17 protein-coding genes and 1 CRISPR repeat array are annotated in these 22,022 nt (G+C 69.6%); of the genes, 9 read left to right on the forward strand and 8 right to left on the reverse strand.

All coding sequences use genetic code 11. The features are described from left to right. Positions 1-60: 60 nt before the first annotated feature. Positions 61-879: a YaaA family protein gene (locus H590_RS0102035; protein ID WP_028702247.1), complete on the forward strand. Its 819-nt coding sequence runs from the start codon at positions 61-63 to the stop codon at positions 877-879. A 62-nt stretch (positions 880-941) separates the two neighbouring features. Further along, positions 942-1,307 (forward strand): FKBP-type peptidyl-prolyl cis-trans isomerase, encoded by a 366-nt coding sequence (locus H590_RS0102040; RefSeq protein ID WP_028702248.1) that lies wholly within the window; start codon positions 942-944, stop codon positions 1,305-1,307. 209 nt (positions 1,308-1,516) lie between these two features. Here the strand turns inward: H590_RS0102040 and H590_RS14360 are convergent, their stop codons facing one another. Beyond that, positions 1,517-2,500, reverse strand: a complete 984-nt coding sequence (locus H590_RS14360; RefSeq protein WP_126412742.1) for an alpha/beta hydrolase — start codon at positions 2,498-2,500, stop codon at positions 1,517-1,519. 43 nt (positions 2,501-2,543) lie between these two features. Here H590_RS14360 and H590_RS14365 point away from each other — a divergent pair, with 43 nt between their 5' ends. Together H590_RS14365 and H590_RS0102060 are read left to right on the forward strand one after the other, a co-directional pair. Further along, positions 2,544-3,155, forward strand: coding sequence for a GNAT family N-acetyltransferase (locus H590_RS14365; protein ID WP_084149202.1), 612 nt, complete (start codon positions 2,544-2,546; stop codon positions 3,153-3,155). A 1-nt stretch (position 3,156) separates the two neighbouring features. After that, positions 3,157-3,774: a nucleoside/nucleotide kinase family protein gene (locus H590_RS0102060; protein ID WP_028702249.1), complete on the forward strand. Its 618-nt coding sequence runs from the start codon at positions 3,157-3,159 to the stop codon at positions 3,772-3,774. Here the strand turns inward: H590_RS0102060 and H590_RS17100 are convergent. From H590_RS17100 to H590_RS0102075, 3 genes are all read right to left on the reverse strand, one after another. Continuing rightward, a complete protein-coding gene (locus tag H590_RS17100; RefSeq protein WP_342663330.1) occupies positions 3,737-5,791 on the reverse strand; it encodes a sigma-70 family RNA polymerase sigma factor in 2,055 nt (684 codons plus the stop codon). The two genes, H590_RS0102060 and H590_RS17100, sit on opposite strands and share 38 nt — an antisense overlap. Next, positions 5,788-6,936, reverse strand: a complete 1,149-nt coding sequence (locus tag H590_RS19025) for a DEAD/DEAH box helicase family protein (RefSeq protein WP_028702250.1) — start codon at positions 6,934-6,936, stop codon at positions 5,788-5,790. Before H590_RS19025 ends, H590_RS17100 begins: the two co-directional genes overlap by 4 nt. A gap of 153 nt (positions 6,937-7,089) precedes the next feature. After that, complete coding sequence (locus H590_RS0102075) at positions 7,090-7,815, reverse strand: NAD-dependent protein deacylase (protein WP_028702251.1); 726 nt, start codon at positions 7,813-7,815, stop codon at positions 7,090-7,092. A gap of 85 nt (positions 7,816-7,900) precedes the next feature. On the opposite strand from H590_RS0102075, the gene H590_RS14380 reads away from it, so the two are divergent. From H590_RS14380 to H590_RS14395, 5 genes are all read left to right on the forward strand, one after another. Further along, positions 7,901-8,497, forward strand: coding sequence for an exonuclease domain-containing protein (locus H590_RS14380; protein ID WP_051238069.1), 597 nt, complete (start codon positions 7,901-7,903; stop codon positions 8,495-8,497). A 128-nt stretch (positions 8,498-8,625) separates the two neighbouring features. Continuing rightward, positions 8,626-10,125 carry a DUF3375 domain-containing protein gene (locus H590_RS0102085; RefSeq protein ID WP_028702252.1) on the forward strand — a complete coding sequence of 500 codons (1,500 nt, stop codon included), beginning with the start codon at positions 8,626-8,628 and terminating at the stop codon, positions 10,123-10,125. Beyond that, positions 10,109-10,846, forward strand: a complete 738-nt coding sequence (locus H590_RS14385) for a DUF4194 domain-containing protein (RefSeq protein ID WP_036980554.1) — start codon at positions 10,109-10,111, stop codon at positions 10,844-10,846. The genes H590_RS0102085 and H590_RS14385 overlap by 17 nt, the downstream gene beginning before the upstream one ends. Then, positions 10,843-14,283 carry an ATP-binding protein gene (locus H590_RS14390; RefSeq protein WP_051238070.1) on the forward strand — a complete coding sequence of 1,147 codons (3,441 nt, stop codon included), beginning with the start codon at positions 10,843-10,845 and terminating at the stop codon, positions 14,281-14,283. Before H590_RS14385 ends, H590_RS14390 begins: the two co-directional genes overlap by 4 nt. Next, on the forward strand, positions 14,280-15,404 hold the full coding sequence (locus H590_RS14395) for a Wadjet anti-phage system protein JetD domain-containing protein (protein WP_051238071.1): 1,125 nt from the start codon (positions 14,280-14,282) through the stop codon (positions 15,402-15,404). Before H590_RS14390 ends, H590_RS14395 begins: the two co-directional genes overlap by 4 nt. A 4-nt stretch (positions 15,405-15,408) precedes the next feature. Here H590_RS14395 and H590_RS17110 read toward each other — a convergent pair whose 3' ends face one another. The 4 genes from H590_RS17110 to H590_RS14410 all read right to left on the reverse strand — a co-directional run bounded on the left by H590_RS17110 (position 15,409) and on the right by H590_RS14410 (position 20,311). Continuing rightward, the gene (locus H590_RS17110; protein ID WP_028702253.1) at positions 15,409-16,149 is read right to left on the reverse strand and encodes an HD domain-containing protein; all 741 of its coding nucleotides are present in this window, start codon (positions 16,147-16,149) and stop codon (positions 15,409-15,411) included. 35 nt (positions 16,150-16,184) lie between these two features. Beyond that, complete coding sequence (locus H590_RS0102110; protein WP_028702254.1) at positions 16,185-17,093, reverse strand: hypothetical protein; 909 nt, start codon at positions 17,091-17,093, stop codon at positions 16,185-16,187. A 60-nt stretch (positions 17,094-17,153) separates the two neighbouring features. After that, a complete protein-coding gene (locus H590_RS0102115) occupies positions 17,154-18,446 on the reverse strand; it encodes an alpha/beta fold hydrolase (protein ID WP_051238072.1) in 1,293 nt (430 codons plus the stop codon). Between the two features lie 548 nt (positions 18,447-18,994). Further along, positions 18,995-20,311 carry an MFS transporter gene (locus H590_RS14410; RefSeq protein WP_084149204.1) on the reverse strand — a complete coding sequence of 439 codons (1,317 nt, stop codon included), beginning with the start codon at positions 20,309-20,311 and terminating at the stop codon, positions 18,995-18,997. Positions 20,312-20,651: 340 nt separating this feature from the next. Next, positions 20,652-22,021: direct repeats of the CRISPR family, unit length 29 nt; unit sequence GTGTTCCCCGCGAATGCGGGGATGAGCCC. Position 22,022 lies beyond the last annotated feature (1 nt).

A 22,022-nucleotide genomic window follows, 5' to 3' on the forward strand; every position in this document is an offset into this window, starting at 1 on the left:
AAGGGCCCTCCGGCGGCATCGTCGTTCAGTACTTGCTGCCGATTGGCTAGTCTTCGGGACGTGCTCATTGTCGTCTCCCCCGCGAAGTCCCTCGATCTGGAGTCGGCGCTGACGACCCGGCGATCGACCCTGCCCCGGTATCTGGAGCAGACCGAGGAGCTGGTCCAGATCATGGCCGCCAGGTCGACCGCGCAGTTGCGGGAGATGATGGGGATCTCCGAGGAGCTGGCGGTACTCAACCAGGACCGCTACCGGTCCTTCGAGTGGCCCTTCACCCCCGCCAATGCCCGACCGGCGGCGCTCACCTTCAACGGGGCGGTCTATCAGGCGATGGCTCCGCGGACCTTCGACCAGAGGGACTGGACCGAGGCCGGCAAGACCCTGCGGATCCTGTCGGGGCTGTACGGGATCCTGCGTCCGCTGGATCTCATCCAGCCCTACCGCCTCGAGATGGGAGTGCGGGTCGCCAACCACCGCGGACCCGATCTGTACTCGTTCTGGCGCCCGCGCCTCACCCGTGCGGTCGCCGAGGATCTCGCCTCCTCCCCCGGGGCGAGGGTGATCGTCAATCTGGCCTCGGCGGAGTACTCCCGGGCGGTGGACCTGGAGGGTTTGTCGCAGCGGTTCGCGGCGGGAAATGCGTCGGTGCCGGGGCTGGCGGCACGGGTCGTCTCTCCGCGGTTCGAGGACCGCGACCCGTCGGGCCGCTGGCGGGTGATCTCCTTCTCGGCCAAGCGGGCCCGGGGGCTGATGGCCGGCTGGCTGGTGCGCCAGCGGGTCCGATCGGCCCGCGGGATCACCCGGTTCGACCTGGGCGGCTACCGGTACGTGCCCGAGATGTCGACCGGTGGGATCCCGGTGTTCCGCAACCTCGGGTGAGGCTGGAGGTGCCGGCGTGCGGGGTTGACCGGGTCCTGGCGGCTCCCCGTAGGGTGGGCGCCATGCAGAAGCCTGAAGTCACCCTGCCCGACTCCGCCCCCGACGATCTCGTGATCGAGGACATCACCGTCGGCGACGGCCCCGAGGCCGCGGCCGGAAACCTCGTCGATGTGCACTACGTCGGTGTCGCCCTCAGCAACGGCAAGGAGTTCGACGCCTCCTACAACCGCGGGGAGGCGCTGTCCTTCCAGCTCGGCGTCGGCCAGGTCATCCCCGGCTGGGACACCGGCGTGCAGGGAATGAAGGTCGGTGGGCGTCGCAAGCTCACCATCCCTTACCAGCTGGCCTATGGCGAGCGCGGGATCCCCGGGGTTATCGCCCCCGAGGAGACCCTCGTCTTCGTGTGCGACCTGGTCAACGTCATCTGAGCCCCTCCGCACCGCTTTTTCCTGATCTCGGCGAAGGCCCCGGCGCTTTGTGGCGCCGGGGCCTTCGCTGTGCCCGGGCCTTCGCTGTGTCCGGGATAGGTGCACCTTTCACTCGCCAATGGGGCCTTCCCGCCCTCTGCGGGCGAGAACAGGCAGTTCCGCGAGTGAAATGTTCACTCCACACGCCGGAACACCGCCCTCGACGGCGCTCACCCGCCCTCGACACCCTCCAACCAGCCGGCGATCTGGCCCACCACCCGGTCCACCTCGGCGCTGTACCCCCACAGGTTGAGACAGCCGTGACCGATCCCAGCGAAGTGCCCGGTGACCAGCGGAACTCCGGCCTCCCCCAGGCGTGCGGCATAGACCTCGATCTCACTGTTGAGGACATCCCCCTCGGCGGTGATGAGCATCGTCGGGGGCAGTCCGGCAAGGCTGGCGGGGCGCAGCGGCGAGGCGTCGGGCTGCTCCCGCAGTGCGGGATCGGGACAGTAGAGGTCCCAGCAGACGCGCATCTCGTCGCGCTCGATGTCGGCAGGGAACAGCGCACGGAAGTAACTGGGCCGGTCCAGATCATGATCGAGAACCGGATAGACCAGCAGCGCAGCGTCGAAGGACGGATGGTTCCCAACGTTCCGTCGGATCTGCGGGGAGCTGGGGCCCACTTCGGACCGGGGGCTCCGAGGGTCCCTGGGGGCCCCATTCCCATCGAGAGCGCGCAGCAGACATGCGGCAGCGATGTTCCCGCCGGCGGAGTCACCGGCCAGCACACGGCGGGACGGCACTGCGATCTCGGTGTCTAGCCAGGCCCGACCGTCGGGACCCTCGAGCCAGCCGATCGCCTCCCAGGCGCAGTCGAGGGGTTCGGGGAAGTGGTGCTCCGGGGCGATCGGGTAGTCGATCATGACGACCGCCCACCCGGTCAGATCGGCGAGATGGCGGGCAAGTCGGTCGTAGTGGTCGATGGAGTACATCACCCAGCCGCCGCCGTGGATGTAGATCATCAGTCCGCGCGGTTCGCTGCTCGGGCTGAGCAGCCGGACCCTCACCTCGGGAGCGCCGGGGTGCAGTTCGGCCGCCGTGAGGGTGGTCTCGGCGACGATCGCGGTCCTCGGTCCGGCGCCCAGGCTGCGCTTTCCCGCCTCGGCGGCGGCGCGGACCTGGGCGAGATCCGCCGGATCGAAGGTTGCCATGGCGGCCACAGTAGCGAGGAGACGGTGCGGTTAGGATCACCACGTGATTGTCGAGACGGAGCGCCTGCAACTCCGCGAGATGAGCGTCCATGATCTGCCGGCGCTCCGGGCGATCATGCAGGACGAGGAGACGATGGTCGCCTACCAGGGTGCGTTCACCGATGCGATGGTGGTCGGCTGGCTGGATCGCATGCTCGCCCGCTACCGCGATGAGGGGATCGGGCTGTGGGCCGTGCTACTGCGGGGAACCGGGCAGATGATCGGACAGTGCGGACTGACCCATCAGCGGATCCTCGACGAGGACGTCGTGGAGGTCGGTTACCTGTTCAATCGCTCCTTCTGGCATCACGGCTACGCCACCGAGGCGGCCGCCGCCTGCCGTGATCATGGCTTCGATGAGCTCGGGGCCGAGCGGATCCACGCCCAGGTGCGCGACACGAACATCGCCTCGATGAATGTGGCGATCCGTCTGGGCATGACGGTGCGCGGCCGGTTCGTGAAGCACTACCGCGGGGTGGACATGCCCCATCTGGCGTTCGCCGTCGACCGTCCGGCCGGGACCGTCCCGCACGATGCGAGTCGAGGCAGTGAAGTTGAGGCAGCCGGCTTGAGGCAGCGAAGTTGCGGCGGTGCGGATCTAGCCAGTGGGAGCTGAGATGGAGTTGACGACCAGCGGGGCGATCGATCGGGCGCGTGCGCTGGCACGGCGCGGCAGGCGGGTTCTGCTGGGCATCACCGGCGAGCCGGGGGCGGGCAAGTCCACCCTGGGAGCCGAGCTGTCCTCCGCCCTGGGTGCCGACGCCGCGGTCGTCCCGATGGATGGTTTCCATCTGGCGCAGTCGCGGCTGGAGGAACTGGGTCGGGTCGATCGCAAGGGGGCTCCCGACACCTTCGACGCGTGGGGATTCGTCTCCCTGGTGAGGCGCCTGGCCGACGCCGCCGAGCCAGTCACCTATGCGCCGGCCTACCGGCGCGAACTCCACAACGGAGTGACCGGGGCGATCCCGGTGGAGCGCTCGACCCCGCTGGTGATCATCGAGGGCAACTACCTGCTCCTCGAGGAGGAGCCGTGGTGCCTGGTGCACGGGTTGATGGACGAGATCTGGTACGTCGACGTCGACGAGGATCTGCGGATGCGGCGTCTGGCGGCCCGCCACGAACGGTTCGGCAAGTCCCATGAGGCCGCCATCGCCTGGGCGGCGGGATCCGACGAGAGCAATGCCGTCCTCATCCGCGCTACCTGTGACAGAGCCGACGCGATCGTGCGGGTGTGACCTTCCTCTTTTTCACCCGCGGCACTGCGAACGGGTCGATGTAGAACCGCGGACGATTCTCCGCAAGCTCCTGGTCCTTCGCCCTCTCGAGCAGGATCTCCCGGAGCCGCAGGATCGCGGCCTTCTCGATCTGACGGATCCGCTCACGAGTGAGCTTGATCGCGTTGCCGATGGTGTCCAGTGTCTCGGCCTCACGGGTCTCCAGGCCCCATCGCATGAGCAGCACCCGGCAGGCCCGTGGGTCCTCGTCCTCGAACTCCGCCAGGGCCTTGTACGCGAACTCCAGGTTCGGGTCGCCCCCGGCACCGGGAACCACGGGTTCAGACCCGTTGAGGGGGTGCATCGGAATCGAGTCGTCCACCAGGTCCCGCAACCCGTCGATGCTCACCAGGGGGCGGCCGAGGCGGCTGATCCGGATGAGCTCCTCCTTCGATACCTCCAGTTCCGGGATCCCGTCGGGGAAGGCCGTGGCTCCTTCGGCCAGGCTCAGGTCCCGCGTCCCCAACCATCGCCGGACCTTGTTGACCGTCTCCACGAAGTGCACCGGCATCCGGATCGTGGAGCCTTGATCAGACTCGGCCCTGGTGGCCGCCTGCTTGATCCACCACGTGGCATAGGTGGAGAACTTGCACCCGTGCGTGTGGTCGAACTTCTCCACGGCTCGAATGAGTCCGGCGTTGCCCTCCTGGATGCGTTCGATGAGTTCCAGTCTCGAGTCCGTGAAGCGCTTGACGACAGACACCACGAGTCTCAGGTTGGAGACGACGAAGCGACGGAAGGCCGCGTCCCCCTGATCCGCCAGCAGCTGCAACTCCTCACGGCTGGCAGCAGCACTCCAGCTTCCGGTCTCCAGCAGATGGGCGGCATAGATGCCGCACTCGATGCGTCGGGCCAGGAGGACCTCCTCCTCCCGTCCTTCCAGCAGCGGGTACCGCTTGATGCTCAGCAGGTAGTCGTGGACGATGTCATCGGTGACGATGACGTCGCCGAGGAGTTCCTCGCCGTCGTCCCCCTCGGCTCCGGTCCGTCCGGGGCTGCCAGCCCTGTCACGGTTCTTCCCGGCGGCCTCGACAGCGACCGTCAGCCCGTCGTGCTCGCCGACCGGGCGAGGAGAGTCCTCGGCAACACGCCCGTCAGCGCCCGGCAGGGTCGACGTCACCTGGGCGGTCGGTGCCTGAGTGGTGGATTCCTCAGTGGTCGGTTCCTGCCCCGGCCCGTTCTGCGAGCCAACGCCCTGCCGCGCAGCGGGCTCATCCTCGGCCGGCGGCCGGCGGGACGGCCCGATGAGCTTCTCCCGATCGGTCTCCCACGACGGTGTGGCGTCATCGACCCCCAGGAACTCCAGCAGCCGGACCGACTCCCCGGGAAGGCTGAGATCGAACTCCTCCCACTTGCGCGCGTAGGGCAGGCATCCGTGGAAGAAGTCGGGCATCTTCCCCAGATGGTGCGGGTCCTCCACGGTGTCGATTGCATACATGATGACGAACCGGGCCGGCCGGTCGTCCTCCTTGAGCCGCAGCACCCGGCCCATCCGCTGGATCATCTGACGCCGCGACCGGTTGGAGGCCAGCACGACACCGAAGTCGGCGTCGGGCACGTCGACCCCCTCGTCGAGAACCCGGGGAGCGGCCAGAGCCTTCGTGCCTCCGGCCGCGAACTCGAACATCTTCTCCTCGCGCGCCTCGGCCCCCTGCCCGGAGTGCACCTCACCGGCCCACACCCCCGCGTCGGCCAGCAGGGTGGCGGCCTGGTGGGCCGACTCCTTGGTCTGGGTGAAGATCAACGACCCGTGCGACCGGTCGACCACCGGGGTGAGAATGCCCAGGGCCTGCTGCTTCATCTGGGAGACCGCGAGCAGGTCTCGCCGCCGGGCGAACTTCGCGAGGTAGCTGCGCGCCAGCCCCCGCCAGGACGACGACCAGTCATTGGCGAGGTCGCTGACGGTGGACATGAAGGCGGAGAAGGGCTCGGCGGGGACGCCGGCGAGATCACGCAGCCGCATCGCCTGGCGACTCATGTCCTCGGTGAGTTCCTCGTACTCGGCCCGTTCCCCGGCCCCCAGCGGCACCCCCACCAGGGCGATGTCGTAGGGGGCGATGAGATGGTCGTCGACGGCCCGGCGGTAGCCGACGTCGAAGCAGATACCCGGAAGTAGGAGCGCAGGATCTGGTCGCCGTCGTCCTCCCGCTCGGCGGTGGCGCTGAGACCCAGCCGCCACACGTACCCGCGTTGGAGGGCCCGTGCGTAGCCGGGAGCGCCGTACCGGTGGCACTCGTCGGCCACCAGCATGGCGCCCTCCCGACGCGACTGGAAGTTCCGATTCATGGCGGTCTGCACGGTCGAGACGCGGACATCCCAGATCGACGCCTCCTGCCCCTTCTGCACCACCACGGCCTCGGGGAGGAACCGGTGCAGGACCCGCGTCCACTGCTTGACGAGCTGATCGGTCGGCACCAGCACGACGCACCGCATGCCGGCCTTCAGTGCCGCGGCGATCGCGACGACGCCGACCAGAGTCTTGCCGGTGCCGGTGACCGCCTGCACGATGCCGATGTGCTGTGCGTTGCGCCACGCCTCCAACGCATCCCGCTGCCATCTGCGCAGCGTGGTCCCGGGCCGCAGGGTCCAGGGATCATCGGTGACGTCGCCGGGCAGATCGAGGACCGGTTCACCGTGGGAGGGCGCCTTTCTGGCGGGGCCGCTGCCGACAAGCGCACTCGCGGCCGGGCCGATGGTCAGCGGCGCACGCTCAGCCACCGCGCTCGCGACTGGGCTGCTCAGTGCAGGACTGCTCGGTGCTGGAGGGGTCGGTGCTGGACGGGTCGGCAGTGGACGAGTTGCGACCGGCGCTCCGCCCACCGACTCCACGCCGTGCGGCGCGGACTCGACAGACTCCGTTTCCGCATCGGCAGAGTCGACCAGCACCTCGGCGGGGGCCGGCGCCACCTCGGTGGGACTCGTCGACACGTCGGCGCCGGCCGGCGTCGACTCCTCCGCCAGCACCTCCACCGGCTCGTCGTCGGTCGTCTCCCGCTCCGGACAGACCCGTTCCCACAACGGTCCCGAGGTGCGGGCCCGAAGCTGCGGCCCCGTCCAGGTCCGCGCCGAGGATGACAGCGGCGAGGAACCCAGCGCTCGATCGCGCAGTCCGTGCCGTGTCATCAGTTGTCTCCTCGAGGTCGCGTCGTCGTTGACAGCAGACACATTACTGATGGGGTCTGACAACTTCTCCTCGCCGCCTGCCGAGACGTTCCCCGGCCGCCCATCGACGCCGTCCCGGGCGTCCGTCCACATGCCACGGTCAACGTGAATGATTCACTCGACCCCGACCGCCTCCCCGAGGGCCTCGCCGAGCCTGCGGTGGATCACCAGATCGGCCTGGTCGTCATAGGGGGTGGCCTCCAGGTTGATCAGCACCATCTCCCGGCCCAGGAAGTACTGCAGCATCCCGGCCGCCGGGTAGACGTTGAGCGAGGTGCCGCCGACCACCAGCACGTCGGCCTCCGAGACGGCCCGCAGCGCGTCATGGATCACCGTCTCGTCGAGGGTCTCCCCGTACAGCACCACATCGGGGCGGATCATCCCCCCGCAGGCCTGGCAGCGCGGCACTCCAGCAGACCCGAGAATCGCGTCCAACCCGTAGTGGCGACCGCATTCCAGGCAGTGGTTGCGGTGCACCGAGCCGTGCAGCTCGATGACCCGTTCGGACCCCGCCGCCTGGTGCAGACCGTCGATGTTCTGCGTCACCACGGCCGCCAGACTCCCCCGTCGCTCCAGCTCCGCCAGCGCCCGGTGGGCCCTGTTCGGCCGCACCGTCGGGTGCACGAGATAGGTCCGGTAGAAGTCCATGAACATCGCCGGATGCTCGACGAAGCAGTCGTGGCTGAGCATGTACTCGGGCGGGAAGGGCAGGTCGTGGGAGGTGGTGTACAGCCCGCCGGCAGAGCGGAAGTCCGGTATCCCCGACTCGGTGGACACCCCGGCGCCGCCGAAGAACACCGCCCGCTCGGCCTCCCGGAACACCTGGGCCAGATCATCCATGTCCCGATCGTCTCATCCCAGACCCGGGCGATCAGAGCGGCCCTGATGCGCGGGTTCCCGGGGATCGGGGGCAGACTGGGAGGCCATGACCACCTTCACCGCCATCGATTTCGAGACAGCCAACCCGTCACGGGCGTCGGCCTGCTCGATCGCGGCGGTGACGATGGACGAGGACGGCACCGTCCTCAACTCCCGCGCCGACCTGCTGCGCCCTCCGCCCGGCCGGGACTACTTCCACCCGATCAATGTCTCGATCCACGGCATCCGTCCCGACGAGGTCGCAGACGCCCCGGGCTGGCAGGAGGTGGTCGACGACTACCTGGAGATGTGCGGGGACGGGCCGGTGGTCGCCCACAACATGGCCTTCGACTTCAGCGTCTGGAACGCGCTGGCCGTCGAGCTGGGCACTCCCACCCTGGACTCGCCCAGGCTGTGCACCTACCGGATCGCCCAGGGCGTGCTGGGGTGGCCGCGCGGCACCATGAAGCTCGACCAGGTGTTCCGGCACTACTTCCCCTCCGAGTCCTTCGCCCACCACCAGGCGGACGCCGACGCCCTGGCCTGCGCGCGCATCCTGGTGGCCGAACTGGGGGACGCCGACGTCAGCCTCGACTGGTTGATCGACCACAAGGCGCTCACCGGCGCCCCTACCCGACGCCGTCGGCCGGCACCGCACGCCTGAGAACCGGTTCCTCGAAGTGTCGGAGCGGTCCCCTATTGTGGTTCGCAGACCGACACCCCATGACGCAGGTTCCCGACCGGCGCCCTGTCGGGAACCAGTCCGTGCCCCCGGCGAAGGAGCGTGACCCCATGACGGGATCGGTGGCTGCCGCGACCCAGGGGCTGCGCCGTTTGGTCGCCGACAGCCCGGCAATGTCCCTGCTGCGCGCCGATCTCCTGCCTGTCACCGCGGCCGTCCTCGGCACGATCCTGGACAACCCGCCGGTGACCATGGATGTCGCCGAGTTCCTCGAACGGGCCGACGACGCCCTCGACCAGCTGCGCGACATGGGGGTCGACGCACCCCAGACCGCCCAGGCCTATCTCACCGGTTGGATCGGCCAAGGTCTGCTGGTCCGCCAGTCCGGACAGGCACGGCTGGAGACCGTTCGGCTCTCCTCCTCCGCACTGGACGCCCTGGACTTCCTGCGGCGTCTGGAGAATCCCCAGTCCACCGTGACGTCCTCGCGGCTGGCCACCGTCACCACTCTGCTGGAGCGCCTGGCGCGCGCGGCCAACCCCTCCCGAGAGGATCGGATCGCGGACCTGAAGGCCCAGCGGGACGCGATCGACGCCGAGATCGCGCGCGCCGAGGACGGCCGGTTCACCGTCCTGGACGACGACACCGCACGCGAGAGGCTGGCCGAGATCGTGCGCCTCGCCGGCCAGATCCCGGCCGACTTCACGAAGGTCTCCGCCGACCTGGAGCTCCTCAACCACGACCTGCGCCAGCAGATCATCTCGAGCACCGGGACGCGGGGCGACGTCCTCGACGAGGTCTTCGCCGGCGTCGACCTCATCGAGCGCTCGGACGCCGGCCGCACCTTCACCGCCTTCCACGACCTGCTCAACCATGCCGAGGCCTCCGCGGCCCTCGACGAGTCGGTCGACGAGATCCTCGACCGCCCGTGGGCCCGCGACCTGCCGGTCCGCGACCGCGAGTTCCTCCGTCGTCTTCTGGGCGTTCTCCAGGACGACGCCGAGGAGATCCGCCGCGTCATGACCGGCCTGTCGCGCAGCCTGCACCGGTTCGTGGAGACCCACGAGTACCGCGAGTACCGCCGACTGGCGGCCATGGTGGCCACCGCCCGGGCTCACCTGACCTCCCTCACCGCCACGCACCGTCCCACCGCCTCCACCGGCTACCACCTCCCGGCGACCTCCCTGGCCATCTCGACGATCGCAGCCTGGAAGCTCAACAACCCCGATGACAGCCGCACGGTCGCCCCGGTCACCGAGGTCCCCCCGGGGGAGCTGGATCTGGCGGCCCTGCGCGAGCAGGTCCGAGCCTCCGAGATCGACTTCGACGAGCTGCGTCGGGCGATGGCGGCCACCGCCCGACAGCTGAGCGTGTTCTCGCTGGCCGATGTCCTGGAGCGGTTCCCCTGCCACCAGGGCCTGGCCAGTGTGGTGGGTCTGCTCGTGCTCGCAGAGGGTCTGCGCCGCGGCCCGGGCGGCTGCACCCGGAGTCGGCAGACCGAGGCGCTGAGCTGGCAGACCTCGTCGGAGACGGTGCGTGCGATGACCGTCCCCCGGTACATCATCTCAATGGTCCCCCCGGAGTGGAGCAGCCATGTCCCTGCCTTCTGAGTCGCCTCTGGCCCCCGCGGGACCCGCCGTCGGCGAGTCCCCCGACGTCGCCTCCCGGCCATCCAGCCTGTTCCCGGGCGACACCGGGGTGCTCGCGGAGCCGACCCGTCGTGCTCTGCTCCAGCTGCTGCGCGGCCCCTACATCCATCGCGAGCGGCACCCGAAGCTGTGGCCGGTCGTGATCCGCGACCAGGAGATCCTGGCCTCGCGGCTGTCCGACCTCTTCCTGTGCCTGACCGTCGACACCGACCGTGGGGTCGCCTTCATCCGCAATGCCGACGCCCGCCATTCCGACGATCTGCCGAAGGTGACCCGCTCCACCCCCCTGAGTCTGCTGGACACCTGCCTGGTGCTGCTGCTGCGCGACACCCTGCTGCGCGCGGAGACCCAGGACTCCCGGGCCTTCATCGACCGGGCGGAGATCGACGACGCGATGTCGGTGTACCGGCCCGTCACCTTCACCGACGAGGCGATGTTCGACCGGCGGGTCAGTACCGCCGTGGAGCGGTTCAAGTCCAACTCGGTCCTGCTGTCGACGGCGGAGGAGGAGCGTTTCGAGATCTCCCCGGTACTGGCGCTGATCTTCGACGCCAACGAGGTCTCCACCGTGCGACAGGCCATCGACCGTCTCGCCGACCCCTCATCCTCCACCGCTACGTCCGGCGACACCGACGGGGATGACGCCGACGGGACCGTCGAGGACGAGGGGGTCGAGCGGTGAGGGGGCCCGAGCACCCCGGTCAGTTCCGTCTGACCCGCATCCAGCTGGTGAACTGGGGCACCTTCGAGGGCTACCGGGACATCACCGTGCCGCGCAAGGGAGTTCTGATCACCGGCGCCTCGGGTTCGGGCAAGTCCTCCCTGCTGGACGCCATCGCAGCCATCATGGTGCAACCCCGGTGGCTGGCCTTCAACGCGGCCGCCCAGCAGAGCGGCCAGGGAGACCGCTCGCGAGACATCCTCAGCTATGTGCGCGGTGCGCACCGGCGCGACGTCGACGAGTCGACCGGCCAGGTCACCACCACCTATCTGCGGACCGGCGCCACCTGGAGCGGGATCGCGCTGACCTTCGACGACGCCGACGGGCGCACCGTCTCGCTGCTGAGGCTGATGCACGCCACCCAGCAGGCCTCCAGCCCCGCAGATGTCAGCAACCTGTACGTCGACGCCGATCAGAGGGTCGATCTTCAGTCCCTGAGACCGCTGGTGGAGAACGGCATCGACTCGCGCGGCATCAAGGCGGCCCACCCGGGATGGTGGACGAACAGGCAGTACAACGGCTTCGCCAGCAGACTCCAGCGCAAGCTCGGCCTGGCATCCGACCGGGCCCAGCGGCTCCTCCATAAGACCCAGTCCGCCAAGAACCTGGGCAGTCTCAACACCCTCCTGCGCGACTTCATGCTCGACGAACCCGACACCTTCAGTCTCGCCGACGCGGCCGTCGAACAGTTCGAGGAGCTCTCGGGGGCCCACCGCGCGGTGGTCGACGCCCGCGAACAGGTCGCTGCCCTGGAACCCCTGGAGGCCATCTCCACCGCCTATCACCGGGCGGTCGAGGCTCTGGACCTTCTCGAGGCCGAGCAGCACCATGCCGAGACCTTCTTCACCCGGCACCGCGTGGAGATCGCCGACACGCTCATCGCTGCATGCCAGACCACCCTGAAGTCCCTGAGCGCCGAGATCGACGCCGCCGAACGCCGGGAACGCGACGCCACCGCCGCCAGAGAGCAGTGCCAGGCACGGATCGCCGGTCTGGGCGGCCACCGCATTCCCGATCTCGAGCGCCAGCGCAGCAGCTACCAGGACATTCTGGAGCGCTGCCGGCACACCCTGGCCGACGCGGAGAACCGGGCGGCCCAGTGCGATCTGACCCTGCCCGACTCCCCCGCCGGGTGGCCGGGCTGGCAGGACGATCTCACCGCCCGGCTGCGCGGTCTCGACGAGGAGGACAGCCGGGAGCGGGATGCGAACTACTCGGTCCTGGAGCACCGGGTCAAGGCCAAGGACGCCGTCGACACGCTGAGCACCGACCTGCGCGCCCTCGAGTCGCAGCACTCCAACATGGAGGCGGCCCTGCTGCTCGCCCGGACCGCGCTGGCCGACGAGCTGGGAGTGACCACCGACGAGTTGCCGTTCGCCGGCGAGCTCATCGACGTCCTCCCCGACCAGACGCAGTGGCAGGGAGCCATCGAACGGGTGCTGCGTCCCCTGGCCCGCACCCTGCTGGTCCCCGATGAGATCTCCTCGCGGGTCGCGGCCGCCGTGGACCGCCGCAGCTGGGGGACGCGGCTGGTCTGGGAGCGCGTCCGTCCCGACTCCCCGGCTCCCTCCACTCCAGCCACCACGAGCACGAGCAGCGGCGCGAGCCCGACCCGACCGGGGACGCTGCCGGGCAAGGTGGCCGTGCTGGCCTCCTCGCCGTTCGCCGGCTGGCTCACCGGGACCCTCGCCCGCCGGTACGACTACCGGTGCGTCGACGACGTCTCCGAGTTCTCCCGGCTGGATCGCGGCCTCACCCGCGCCGGACAGGTCAAGCACTCCCGCACCCGCCACGAGAAGGACGACCGCTGGAAGGTCTCCGATCGCACCCGATGGCTGCTGGGCTCCTCCACCGCCGGCAAGCACGATGCCCTGGCGCGAGCCCTGGACCAGGCACGGGCAGTGCTGCAGACGGCAATCGAGGCTGCCGACGCGCTCGACGAGCGGATCAGGCACAGGCACTCCTTGCGCACGAATCTCACCGAACTGATTCGGACGCGTCCCGAGGACCTCGATGTCGACCGCGCCCGGGCCGACATCGACTCGGTCGAGACCCAGTTGAGGCAGCTGAGGGCCGGCAACCAGGAGCTCGCCCTCGCCGAGAGCGAGCTTCCGGGCCTCCAGGAGGCCGAGAGCGCAGCCAGGTCGGAGACCCAGCAGTTGCAGGTGGACGCTCGCGTGCGCCACGACGAGATGACCTCCCTGACCACCAGACGGGAGCGCTGGACGGCCGCGCTGAGACGGGCGGAGGACGTCCCCGAGAAGGTCCGAGAGGCTCTGGAGGCCAGGATCAGTAGTCCCCGCCAGCCCCGCAGCGACCGCGACGACCGGCTCGATCTCGAGGATCTCGAGACCCTCCACCGCTCCACGACCACTCAGATCAGCGAGGACCAGCGCACCACACAGTCCGACCGGGACCGCCAGATCAAACTCGCGGAGAACCGGATGAGACGGTTCAAGGAGACCTGGCCCCAGCGCGCCGCCGACCTTCAGGACGGCGTCGACTACCTGCCGGAGTACCTGCGCCAGCTGGAGCAGCTGCGCGCCGACCGGCTGCCGGAGTTCGAGGCGCGCTTCTTCGACCTGCTGCAGAGCCAGTCGCGCAACAACATCACCGCCCTGGCGAACAGGATCCGCATCTCGCGGCGGGAGGTCCGCAACCGGATCGACCCCATCAACGAGTCGCTGATGCGCACCGAGTACGCGCGGGGCCGCCATCTGCAGGTGCGGGTCTGCGACCGCAGCCTTCCGGAGGTGCGCGACTTCCTGCGCGAACTCCAGCAGATCACCACCGACAGCGTCTCCGACGTGATGGAGGCGGGGGACGACCCGCAGGCCCGCCAGGGTGCGGAGGAGCGGTTCCTGCGCATCCAGCGGCTGATGGCCCGGCTGCGCTCCCAGGAGCTGGTGGACCGCCGGTGGCGGGAGCTGTGCCTCGACACCCGCATCCATGTGGAGTTCCGCGCCGAGGTGCTCGACGCCGAGTCCCGCCCGGTGGACTTCTACGAGGACGCCGGTGGTCGCTCCGGCGGGGAGCGGCAGAAGTTCGTGACCTTCTGCCTGGCCGCCGCCCTGCGCTACCAGCTGGCCCGTGATGGGGCGACGCTGCCCGGCTACGGGGTGGTGGCGCTCGACGAGGCCTTCGACAAGACCGACCCGGAGTTCACCCGGGCCGGACTCGAGGTGTTCCGCGACTTCGGTTTCCAGCTGCTCCTGGCCACCCCGATGAAGATGCTGCAGACCCTGGAGGACTACGTCGGCGGGATCATCCTGTTCCAGAATGAACCGGGCCGCCCGTCGCGGATCATGGTCAGCCAGTTCCAGGACCCGGGGGCGGAGTCCGACGGGGACGAGGTCGCACGCGAGGAGCGCGACGACGTGCAGGCTCCGCTGCTGTGAGGACCCTGCCAGAGCTGCGACGCTGGGCGGCGACCAAGTACCGTCGCAACCATCGCGTCTGGATCAGCGATCCCGACGTCGACGTCTCCTTCCCGCTGGGGTTGCCCACCGAGCAGGAGGCGCTGGCAGACCCGGACGCCCTGGCGGCCTGGCGACGGTCGTGGCACCAGTGGCATCCACCGGAGGGTGCGGCCCTGGAGTGGGCGGTGCGCAACTGGCCGAGTTGGGGCCCTCAGCGACTGCCGCTGAGGGTGCGCGTCACCTCGGCCGAGGGGATCGCCGGACTCGCCGGACAGCAGTCGGCCTGGGCGCGATGCCGCCAGCTGGCCGGGATCGTCACCTCGCGCTGGCCCGAGTCGAGCAGTCTCGCCGACTCGCTGCCCCACCTGGTCGATGACATCGCCGGCCTCGACGACGCCGATGTTGAACGACTGATGGCGATGGCCGGCTGGCTCATCGACCACCCGGACTCCGGCCTCCTCCCGCGCCAGGTGGCCGTCCACGGAATCGACACCAAATGGTTGGAGAAGCACCGCGGTCTGGTCGAGCGATTGATCCTGGCGATCACGGGTCAGGAGGGGATCGGACTGGCCAGCGAACCCCAACGATTCCGTGTCAGGGTGCTCGATGTCTCGGTCTCGGGGACGACTCTCCACGATCTGACTACCGGGGTCGATGAGCTGGACAGGCTCGTGGTGGCGCCACGAGTGGTCCTCATCGTGGAGAATCTCACGACACTCGCCGCTCTGCCGCCTCTTCCGGGGGTGGTCGCGGTGCACGGCCGCGGGTACGCCGTCGTCCAGCTCGACCGGGTTCACTGGATCCGCGACTCGCCGATCCTCTACTGGGGAGATCTGGACACCCATGGTTTCGCCATCCTGTCGCGCTGCCGCGCCCGGCTGCCGCAGACGAGATCGGTGCTGATGACCCGGGCCCTGGTGAGTCGATTCGAGGAGCTGGCGGTGCCCGAACCGGGCCAGGCGCACGGGGTGTCCGGGCTCACCGATGAGGAGCGGGAGGTCTTCCTGGACCTGGAACGGCGCGGGCTGCGTCTGGAGCAGGAACGGATACCGATGGATCTGGCCGCGCAGGTGCTGAACCGGGCGCTGCTGGAGATCTGAGGAGTCACTGCCCCTGGGTGATGTCGCGCGCGAGCGCCTTCTGCTGCCAGCGCGGGTCCAGCAGGCTCGACGCCGAGCGGAGGATCGGGCGGGCGGCCGCGTACTTGCGCCGCAGCCGGGCCAGCCGGGCCGGGTCCCGCGGGTCTGCGGGGACCGGGTCGAGGTCGCGGGTGTTGTCGAGATGGTCGCAGATCTTCACCGAGACCGCCGCCGGGGAGCCGTGGGCGCACAGCTGGCGAAGATGCTCCAGATAGAGCGCGTCGGGACTACCCTGCGTCGACGTCGACGACGACGCCGCCGAGGCCGCGCCAGATGCCACCGACGGCAGAGATCCCGCCGACGCCGATGACGACGGCAGCGGATTGGTCACCTCGGCCACGATCCGGGCGACGACCGGGCCGAAGAGATCGGCGAGAACGGCCAGGGCCCGGTCCCGCACGGCTGCGTCATGCACCGGCTCCCCAACCCCGACCCCGGACCCCGCAGCGCCGCCATCAGATCCATGATCCAGAGCCGACCCCGCCCGGACCAGCCTGCCGGGCTGGTCCTCGACGGTGTCGTGAAGCCATCCCGCGGCCAGCACCTCTGGGTCGGCGACCCCGCCGGCCACCAGCAGCTCGACCACCCGGCGGGGATGGTCGATGTAGGCGCCGGGGCCGGCCGGGGTGTCCCTGCGCTGGCCCCGGTGGGCCCAGCGGGCCAGCACCTCGGGGGTGATCGCGTCGCGTGCGGGCAGTGGCTCCATGCGGCCATTTTTCCAGCCCGGCCCGCCAGGCACCCTCAGTCGTCGACCTTCTGGCAGGCCCGCACCACCCTGGGCGCCTTGCAGACGTCGTCGGTGAGGGGTCGCAGCTCGTCGACCCGCACCCCGCAGGACACCACATGGGTGCAGGAGCGCACCACCTGACGGGCCTGGAACGCGGTGGGTGAGAAGTGCAGTCCCCCGCCGGTGTCGGCGTCCTGCCAGTCGGGGGCCGCCGGACAGGTTCCCGGGGTGTAGAAGATCTTCTGGCGGACCGCCCAGGCGGTGGTCCAGAAGGTGTCGACCGCCTTGTAGACGGTGGCGATCCCGCCGTCGATCGCGACGTGGAACATCTGGCACCAGGTGGTCGGGTCCTTGAGGGTGGACAGGCTCCCGTCGGCGCGGTGGACCTGCCCCTCCCGTCCCGGGGTGACGGCGTCGGGGGTGACGATGCCGACGCCGCCGTCGGGGGCCATCCCGGTGACCAGGCACATCGCCTCATCGCCCAGCTGCACCTGGGCCAGTCCGCCGGCCCAGACGCGGGAGTCGTCGCCGGCCAGCACGCTCACCTCACCGCTGACCCGGGCGGTCGCGGCGTCGGCGAGCTCCAGGTGGGCCCGGCCCCAGGCGGTGACCGAGGCCGATCCCCCGGCCAGCACATGGGCCCGCCCCGAGGCGTTGACGACGCCGGATCCCAGGACGGTGGCCGACCCGTCGGCGGTGACCACCCCGTCGGGTCCGCTGATCACCGTCGACTCGTCGTGGGCCATCACCATGGAGTCGCTGATCGTCATCCGGGAGCGCCCGTGGAGGTGGACGGTGACCGCGCTGAACAGGGACCCGGCCCCGCGCAGCAGCCGCAGCTCCTCCTCGGGGCCGGAGTCGACGTCCAGCACCGACTCGCCGCGGCCGAGGGCCTCGTCGAGATCCTGCTGGGTTCTGATCATGGCCTCGCCCTCACTCCTCCGACTCTCCTCCGACAGCCTGGTTCCCGGCGTCCTGCCGTCTCACCGCGCGATCTCGCCGCGCGCCAACCTGATGAGCCGGTCGAGGACCGCACCTCCGGAGGCGTTGGACCCGTTGTGCTCGTACTGGCTGGTCACCCAGGGGTGCATTCCCGGGATGAGCGCGGCGGTCTCCATCGAGAACTGGAGCGGCACGTAGGCGTCGTTGAAGTAGACGGCGGCCGCGCAGGGCACCTGGGAGGCGGCCAGCGCGTCGGCGTCGTAGAGGGTGGGCCAGGGATGATTGGCGACGATCTCGGCGGTCTCCTTCCACGGCCTCAGGGAGGAGTCCTCGTCGAACCATCCGGGCAGCAGGTGCTCGCCGGTGAGCAGGGTCGGATCCTGCTCGAAGGACTCGGGCAGGGTCCGTGCCGCAGACCAGGCGGTGGTGCACCCGTCGGCGTAGGAGGACTCGTGGATCACCGCGTAGAGGGCGTTGCGGCCGCCGAAGGGTAGCATCTCGGCGAGGTCGTAGCGGAAGGCGCGGGAGCTGGGCTCGCGCTCCAGCAGGTAGTGCAGCTGGCCCGCACCGCCGGAGGCCCCGAGCAGATGGCCCAGGGAACGGACCCTGGAGGGTGAGACGAGGTCTCCGTTCGGGGTGCTCACACCGCCGTCGGCCGCCAGCTCGAGGAGCTCGCGGATCCGGTCGCGGTCGCCGGGGAACCGGGCGTAGTACTGCTCGGACTTGGTGGCCATCGTGGCGTAGGTGGTCCGGTACACCTCATCGGCATGACGTCCGACCGCCGACAGCCCGCCGGTGAAGTAGCCGGCGCTCATCGACTCCGAGTGCACCGACAGGTAGCGCAGCATGGTGAACCCGCCGAAGGACTGGCCCAGCACCGCCCAGCGCTCGACGCCGAGGTGACGACGCAGGTCCTCGCAGTCCTCGACGATCTCGTCGGCCCTCAGGTGGGTGAGGTACTCGGCCTGGTCGGCCGGGGAGCCGACCGGCTCGGAGACCGGGGAGGACAGCCCGGTGCCGCGCTGGTCCAGCAGGACCAGCTGGTAGTCCTCGAGGGCGCGGGACAGCCAGCCCGGGAACCCGGGGTCCGACAGCGTCGGACGCGGCGACTCGCAGCCGGGGCCGCCCTGGAGGAAGAGCAGGAAGGGACGCCGTGTGCCGTCGGGGGTGGCCACCACCCGGGCGTAGACCTCGATCGTGCGCGGATCGGCCGGGTTGGCGTGGTCCAGCGGCACGAGAAGCCGGACGTCACGGGTGAGCAGTCCGGGAATGGCGCGCTCCCAGTCCTCAACGGTGGCAGGGATGGAGGGGCGTGGGGTGGAACGAGAGCTCATGGCCCCACACTATTTCCCGCTGCCAGCCCGCACCATGCGGACCGTCGACCCCGGTTGGCTTCGCCGCGAGGCCCCGATACCCCTCGGCGGGCCCCGGCGAGCCCGGTGCGGGCTCATGAGCGTCACATCGGGATGGGAGGGGCGGGTGGAACCGGCGGGACCGGAGGGCCGGGCGGACCCGGCGGGGAGGGAGGAGCCGGGAGCGGCTCGGGCGGCCACGGTGCCGGACGGACCGGATCCGGCGGTGCCGGGGTGGGGGGACGCACCGGTTCGGGACGGCCCGGCGGCTCGGTGGGCGGTTGCGGACCGGGCGGGGAGGGCGGATCGAAGGGGCCGGGAGCGGGGAAGGGCGACGGCGGCTCCACGGGATCGGGCACTACCGGGTCCGGCACCGCAGGGTCGGGTGCGAGGGGTTCGGGCGCCGGTGGGGCCGCGAACGTCGCGCCGCTGATGGGGACTGTCTCACGATGGCTGTCATACATGGTGACCTCCGGTCTGAGTTTCAGCCACGGTACCCAGCCGGAGGCGCGCATCAAGGGGACGCCGGGTCACACCTCGGTGGGGCGATCGGCCGGGGAGACGGCGGGCCGCGAGGTGTCACCGACCGCGATCATCGCGCACACCGTGAGGATCACGGTGGCAGCGCCGATCACGGCGAAGGGCAACGTCCAGCCGCCGAACTGGTCGTGCACATGTCCGACCAGGATCGGCCCCAGGGAGGCGACGATGTATCCGGTGGTCTGGATGAGGGCGGTGAGACGCCGGCTCTCGTCGGGGGTGCGGCTGCGCTGGATGACGATCGTGAACAGGGCGCTGAAAAAGGCACCCTGGGCGATCCCGCCGAGGATGCACCAGACCAGCCACAGCGAGGGGAGCGTCATCATTCCGAAGGGCAGCGCCAGCCAGCACGCGCACACGATGATCATGACGCGCCGCATGGACCAACCCATCCGGTTCAGGGCCAGCGGCACCATCAGCGGTCCGGCGACGGCGGTGATCTGGAAGACGCTGGAGGCCAGCCCGGCTCCCGACTCTCCCAGCCTGGCGACCTCGCGCAGGGCGGTGGGAAGCCAGGTGACGGTGGAGTAGTAGGCGAGGTTGTGGGCCGCGAAGGCGGCGGCCATGATCCAGGCGAGTGGCCAGGCGACGATCGAGACGGACGGCTTGCGCCGGGCGTTCTCGCCGGAGCGTCCCGCGGCACCGGTGTCGGGACTGACGGCGTCCCGATCGCGGCGACGCTGGGGTGGGAAGACCTTCCACCACACGAATCCGGCGATCACTCCGGGGGCCAGGGCCCAGGCGGCGGTGGATCCCTGCCAGCCGATGAGCAGTGCCAGCGGCGCGGCGAGGGCGGTGGACAGGGTGACTGCGATGTTGACCGAGGCGGAGTACGAGCTGGTCATCAGGGCCGTGCGGTTGCGGAAGCTGCGTGCGATGACCATTGGGGCGATGAGATTGCCCAGCGTCATGCCGGCTGCGATGACGGCTGTTCCGGCGAAGGCCGCCCACACCGAACCGGCCGAGCGCAGCACGGATCCGGCCATGATGATCGCCAGGGCCCAGAGAACCGAGGCGTTGAGGTCCAGACGTCGCAGGACCAGGGATGCGATCGGCGTCAGGGCGCCGAAGCACAGCACCGGCACGGAGGTGAGGGCGCCCATCGCGCTGGAACTCATGCCGAGATCGCCGGCCATCCGTCCCAGTAGGGGCGGGACGGCGGTGATCGGCGACCGGAGCAGGGAGACGAAGAGCAGGAAGGCGATGGTGGGCAGGGCCGCCTGCCAGGCAGCGTGGCGGAGCTGCGGATCAGGCGCCGGCTGGGTGGTGTGGTCCCCGCGGCGACCGCGAGCATCCGTGTGAGACATAAGTGATCGCAGTCTATCGACGGCCGTGAGCAGCAGCTCCAGCGGGCTGCACGGGGGGGTAGCTAAACATGCGTCCGCATGTAACGACTCCGCCGTTGATGATCGACCAGGCGTTCGACCCGAGACGAGCTCATGATCAGCTTAGCCAAGCTGACGACGCTCGCCACGGGTGCGTCCGAAGAGTTCTGGATGTTGACACACCCGGCGCCCCACACAGCTCGTGTGCACGACACAGCGGGCCGACAGCGCCGAGGATCTCACACTTCCCACCACAGCCTCGACCGAACTGGAGTACCCTCCTATCTAGTTGTTGGCTCGGCATCTGACCTTGTCAGATGGGGTGTTCCCCGCGAATGCGGGGATGAGCCCATGGATCGTCGACGAAGACACCGGAGATCGGGGTGTTCCCCGCGAATGCGGGGATGAGCCTCGGCTTATCGGCGAGCTTCGCCAAATCAGGGGGTGTTCCCCGCGAATGCGGGGATGAGCCCGACGGTGGAGATCCCCCGCAACATTCAGGTGCGTGTTCCCCGCGAATGCGGGGATGAGCCCATGTCGGCTGCCTTGGATCCGTCACTGTCGGTGTGTTCCCCGCGAATGCGGGGATGAGCCCATCACGGCACCGAAGGTCTGGAAGATGGCCCGGTGTTCCCCGCGAATGCGGGGATGAGCCCGCGCAGGCGATGGTCCCCACCCCTGGCATGTCGTGTTCCCCGCGAATGCGGGGATGAGCCCTCCCATGACTGCGGCAGAATCAGCAGCAGCCGGTGTTCCCCGCGAATGCGGGGATGAGCCCGCGCAGGCGATGGTCCCCACCCCTGGCATGTCGTGTTCCCCGCGAATGCGGGGATGAGCCCTCCCATGACTGCGGCAGAATCAGCAGCAGCCGGTGTTCCCCGCGAATGCGGGGATGAGCCCAAGTTCAAGTCGCTGGGGAATGTTGTTTCCAAGTGTTCCCCGCGAATGCGGGGATGAGCCCATCGAATCCGAACGTGGTCGGGAAGTCGAGGAGTGTTCCCCGCGAATGCGGGGATGAGCCCTTGTCGGAGGGCTTCGAGAAGCAGCTCTCAGCGTGTTCCCCGCGAATGCGGGGATGAGCCCGGTGCCCTGACGGTGAGTGGTGTGGCTCTGGGGTGTTCCCCGCGAATGCGGGGATGAGCCCTCAGTCACGGTCTCCGGCATCATCATATCGTGGTGTTCCCCGCGAATGCGGGGATGAGCCCGGTTCTTGCCCGAGTTCGATTCTCGGGAGCGCGTGTTCCCCGCGAATGCGGGGATGAGCCCCCACCACCGCCCCCCGGTCAGGCCGCCGGCCGTGTTCCCCGCGAATGCGGGGATGAGCCCCGGGACATGACCGGCATCATCCAGGCCATCGAGTGTTCCCCGCGAATGCGGGGATGAGCCCTTGGGGCTCGCGAACGGGTAGCGGTGGTGGCCGTGTTCCCCGCGAATGCGGGGATGAGCCGGCCCCCTCCGCCTACTCAGCCGCGGCGATCAAGTGTTCCCCGCGAATGCGGGGATGAGCCCGGCATACGTCCGGGTTCGAGTCTCGGAAGCGCGTGTTCCCCGCGAATGCGGGGATGAGCCCTCGGCGCGAGCGTTCTTGGCGTTCTCGCGTTCGTGTTCCCCGCGAATGCGGGGATGAGCCGCCCCACATGCGCTGCTCCGACACCTCGGACGCGTGTTCCCCGCGAATGCGGGGATGAGCCGT

Source organism: Acidipropionibacterium jensenii DSM 20535 (assembly GCF_000425285.1).
Taxonomy (GTDB): Bacteria; Actinomycetota; Actinomycetes; order Propionibacteriales; family Propionibacteriaceae; genus Acidipropionibacterium; species Acidipropionibacterium jensenii.

Coding starts and splice junctions, on each gene's coding strand:
- H590_RS0102040 (WP_028702248.1), top strand. CDS start 942: ATGCAGAAGCCTGAAGTCACCCTGCCCGACTCCGCCCCCGACGATCTC.
- H590_RS14360 (WP_126412742.1), bottom strand. CDS start 2,500: ATGGCAACCTTCGATCCGGCGGATCTCGCCCAGGTCCGCGCCGCCGCC.
- H590_RS0102060 (WP_028702249.1), top strand. CDS start 3,157: ATGGAGTTGACGACCAGCGGGGCGATCGATCGGGCGCGTGCGCTGGCA.
- H590_RS17100 (WP_342663330.1), bottom strand. CDS start 5,791: ATGAGTCGCCAGGCGATGCGGCTGCGTGATCTCGCCGGCGTCCCCGCC.
- H590_RS19025 (WP_028702250.1), bottom strand. CDS start 6,936: ATGACACGGCACGGACTGCGCGATCGAGCGCTGGGTTCCTCGCCGCTG.
- H590_RS0102075 (WP_028702251.1), bottom strand. CDS start 7,815: ATGGATGATCTGGCCCAGGTGTTCCGGGAGGCCGAGCGGGCGGTGTTC.
- H590_RS14380 (WP_051238069.1), top strand. CDS start 7,901: ATGACCACCTTCACCGCCATCGATTTCGAGACAGCCAACCCGTCACGG.
- H590_RS0102085 (WP_028702252.1), top strand. CDS start 8,626: ATGACGGGATCGGTGGCTGCCGCGACCCAGGGGCTGCGCCGTTTGGTC.
- H590_RS14385 (WP_036980554.1), top strand. CDS start 10,109: ATGTCCCTGCCTTCTGAGTCGCCTCTGGCCCCCGCGGGACCCGCCGTC.
- H590_RS17110 (WP_028702253.1), bottom strand. CDS start 16,149: ATGGAGCCACTGCCCGCACGCGACGCGATCACCCCCGAGGTGCTGGCC.
- H590_RS0102110 (WP_028702254.1), bottom strand. CDS start 17,093: ATGATCAGAACCCAGCAGGATCTCGACGAGGCCCTCGGCCGCGGCGAG.
- H590_RS0102115 (WP_051238072.1), bottom strand. CDS start 18,446: ATGAGCTCTCGTTCCACCCCACGCCCCTCCATCCCTGCCACCGTTGAG.
- H590_RS14410 (WP_084149204.1), bottom strand. CDS start 20,311: ATGTCTCACACGGATGCTCGCGGTCGCCGCGGGGACCACACCACCCAG.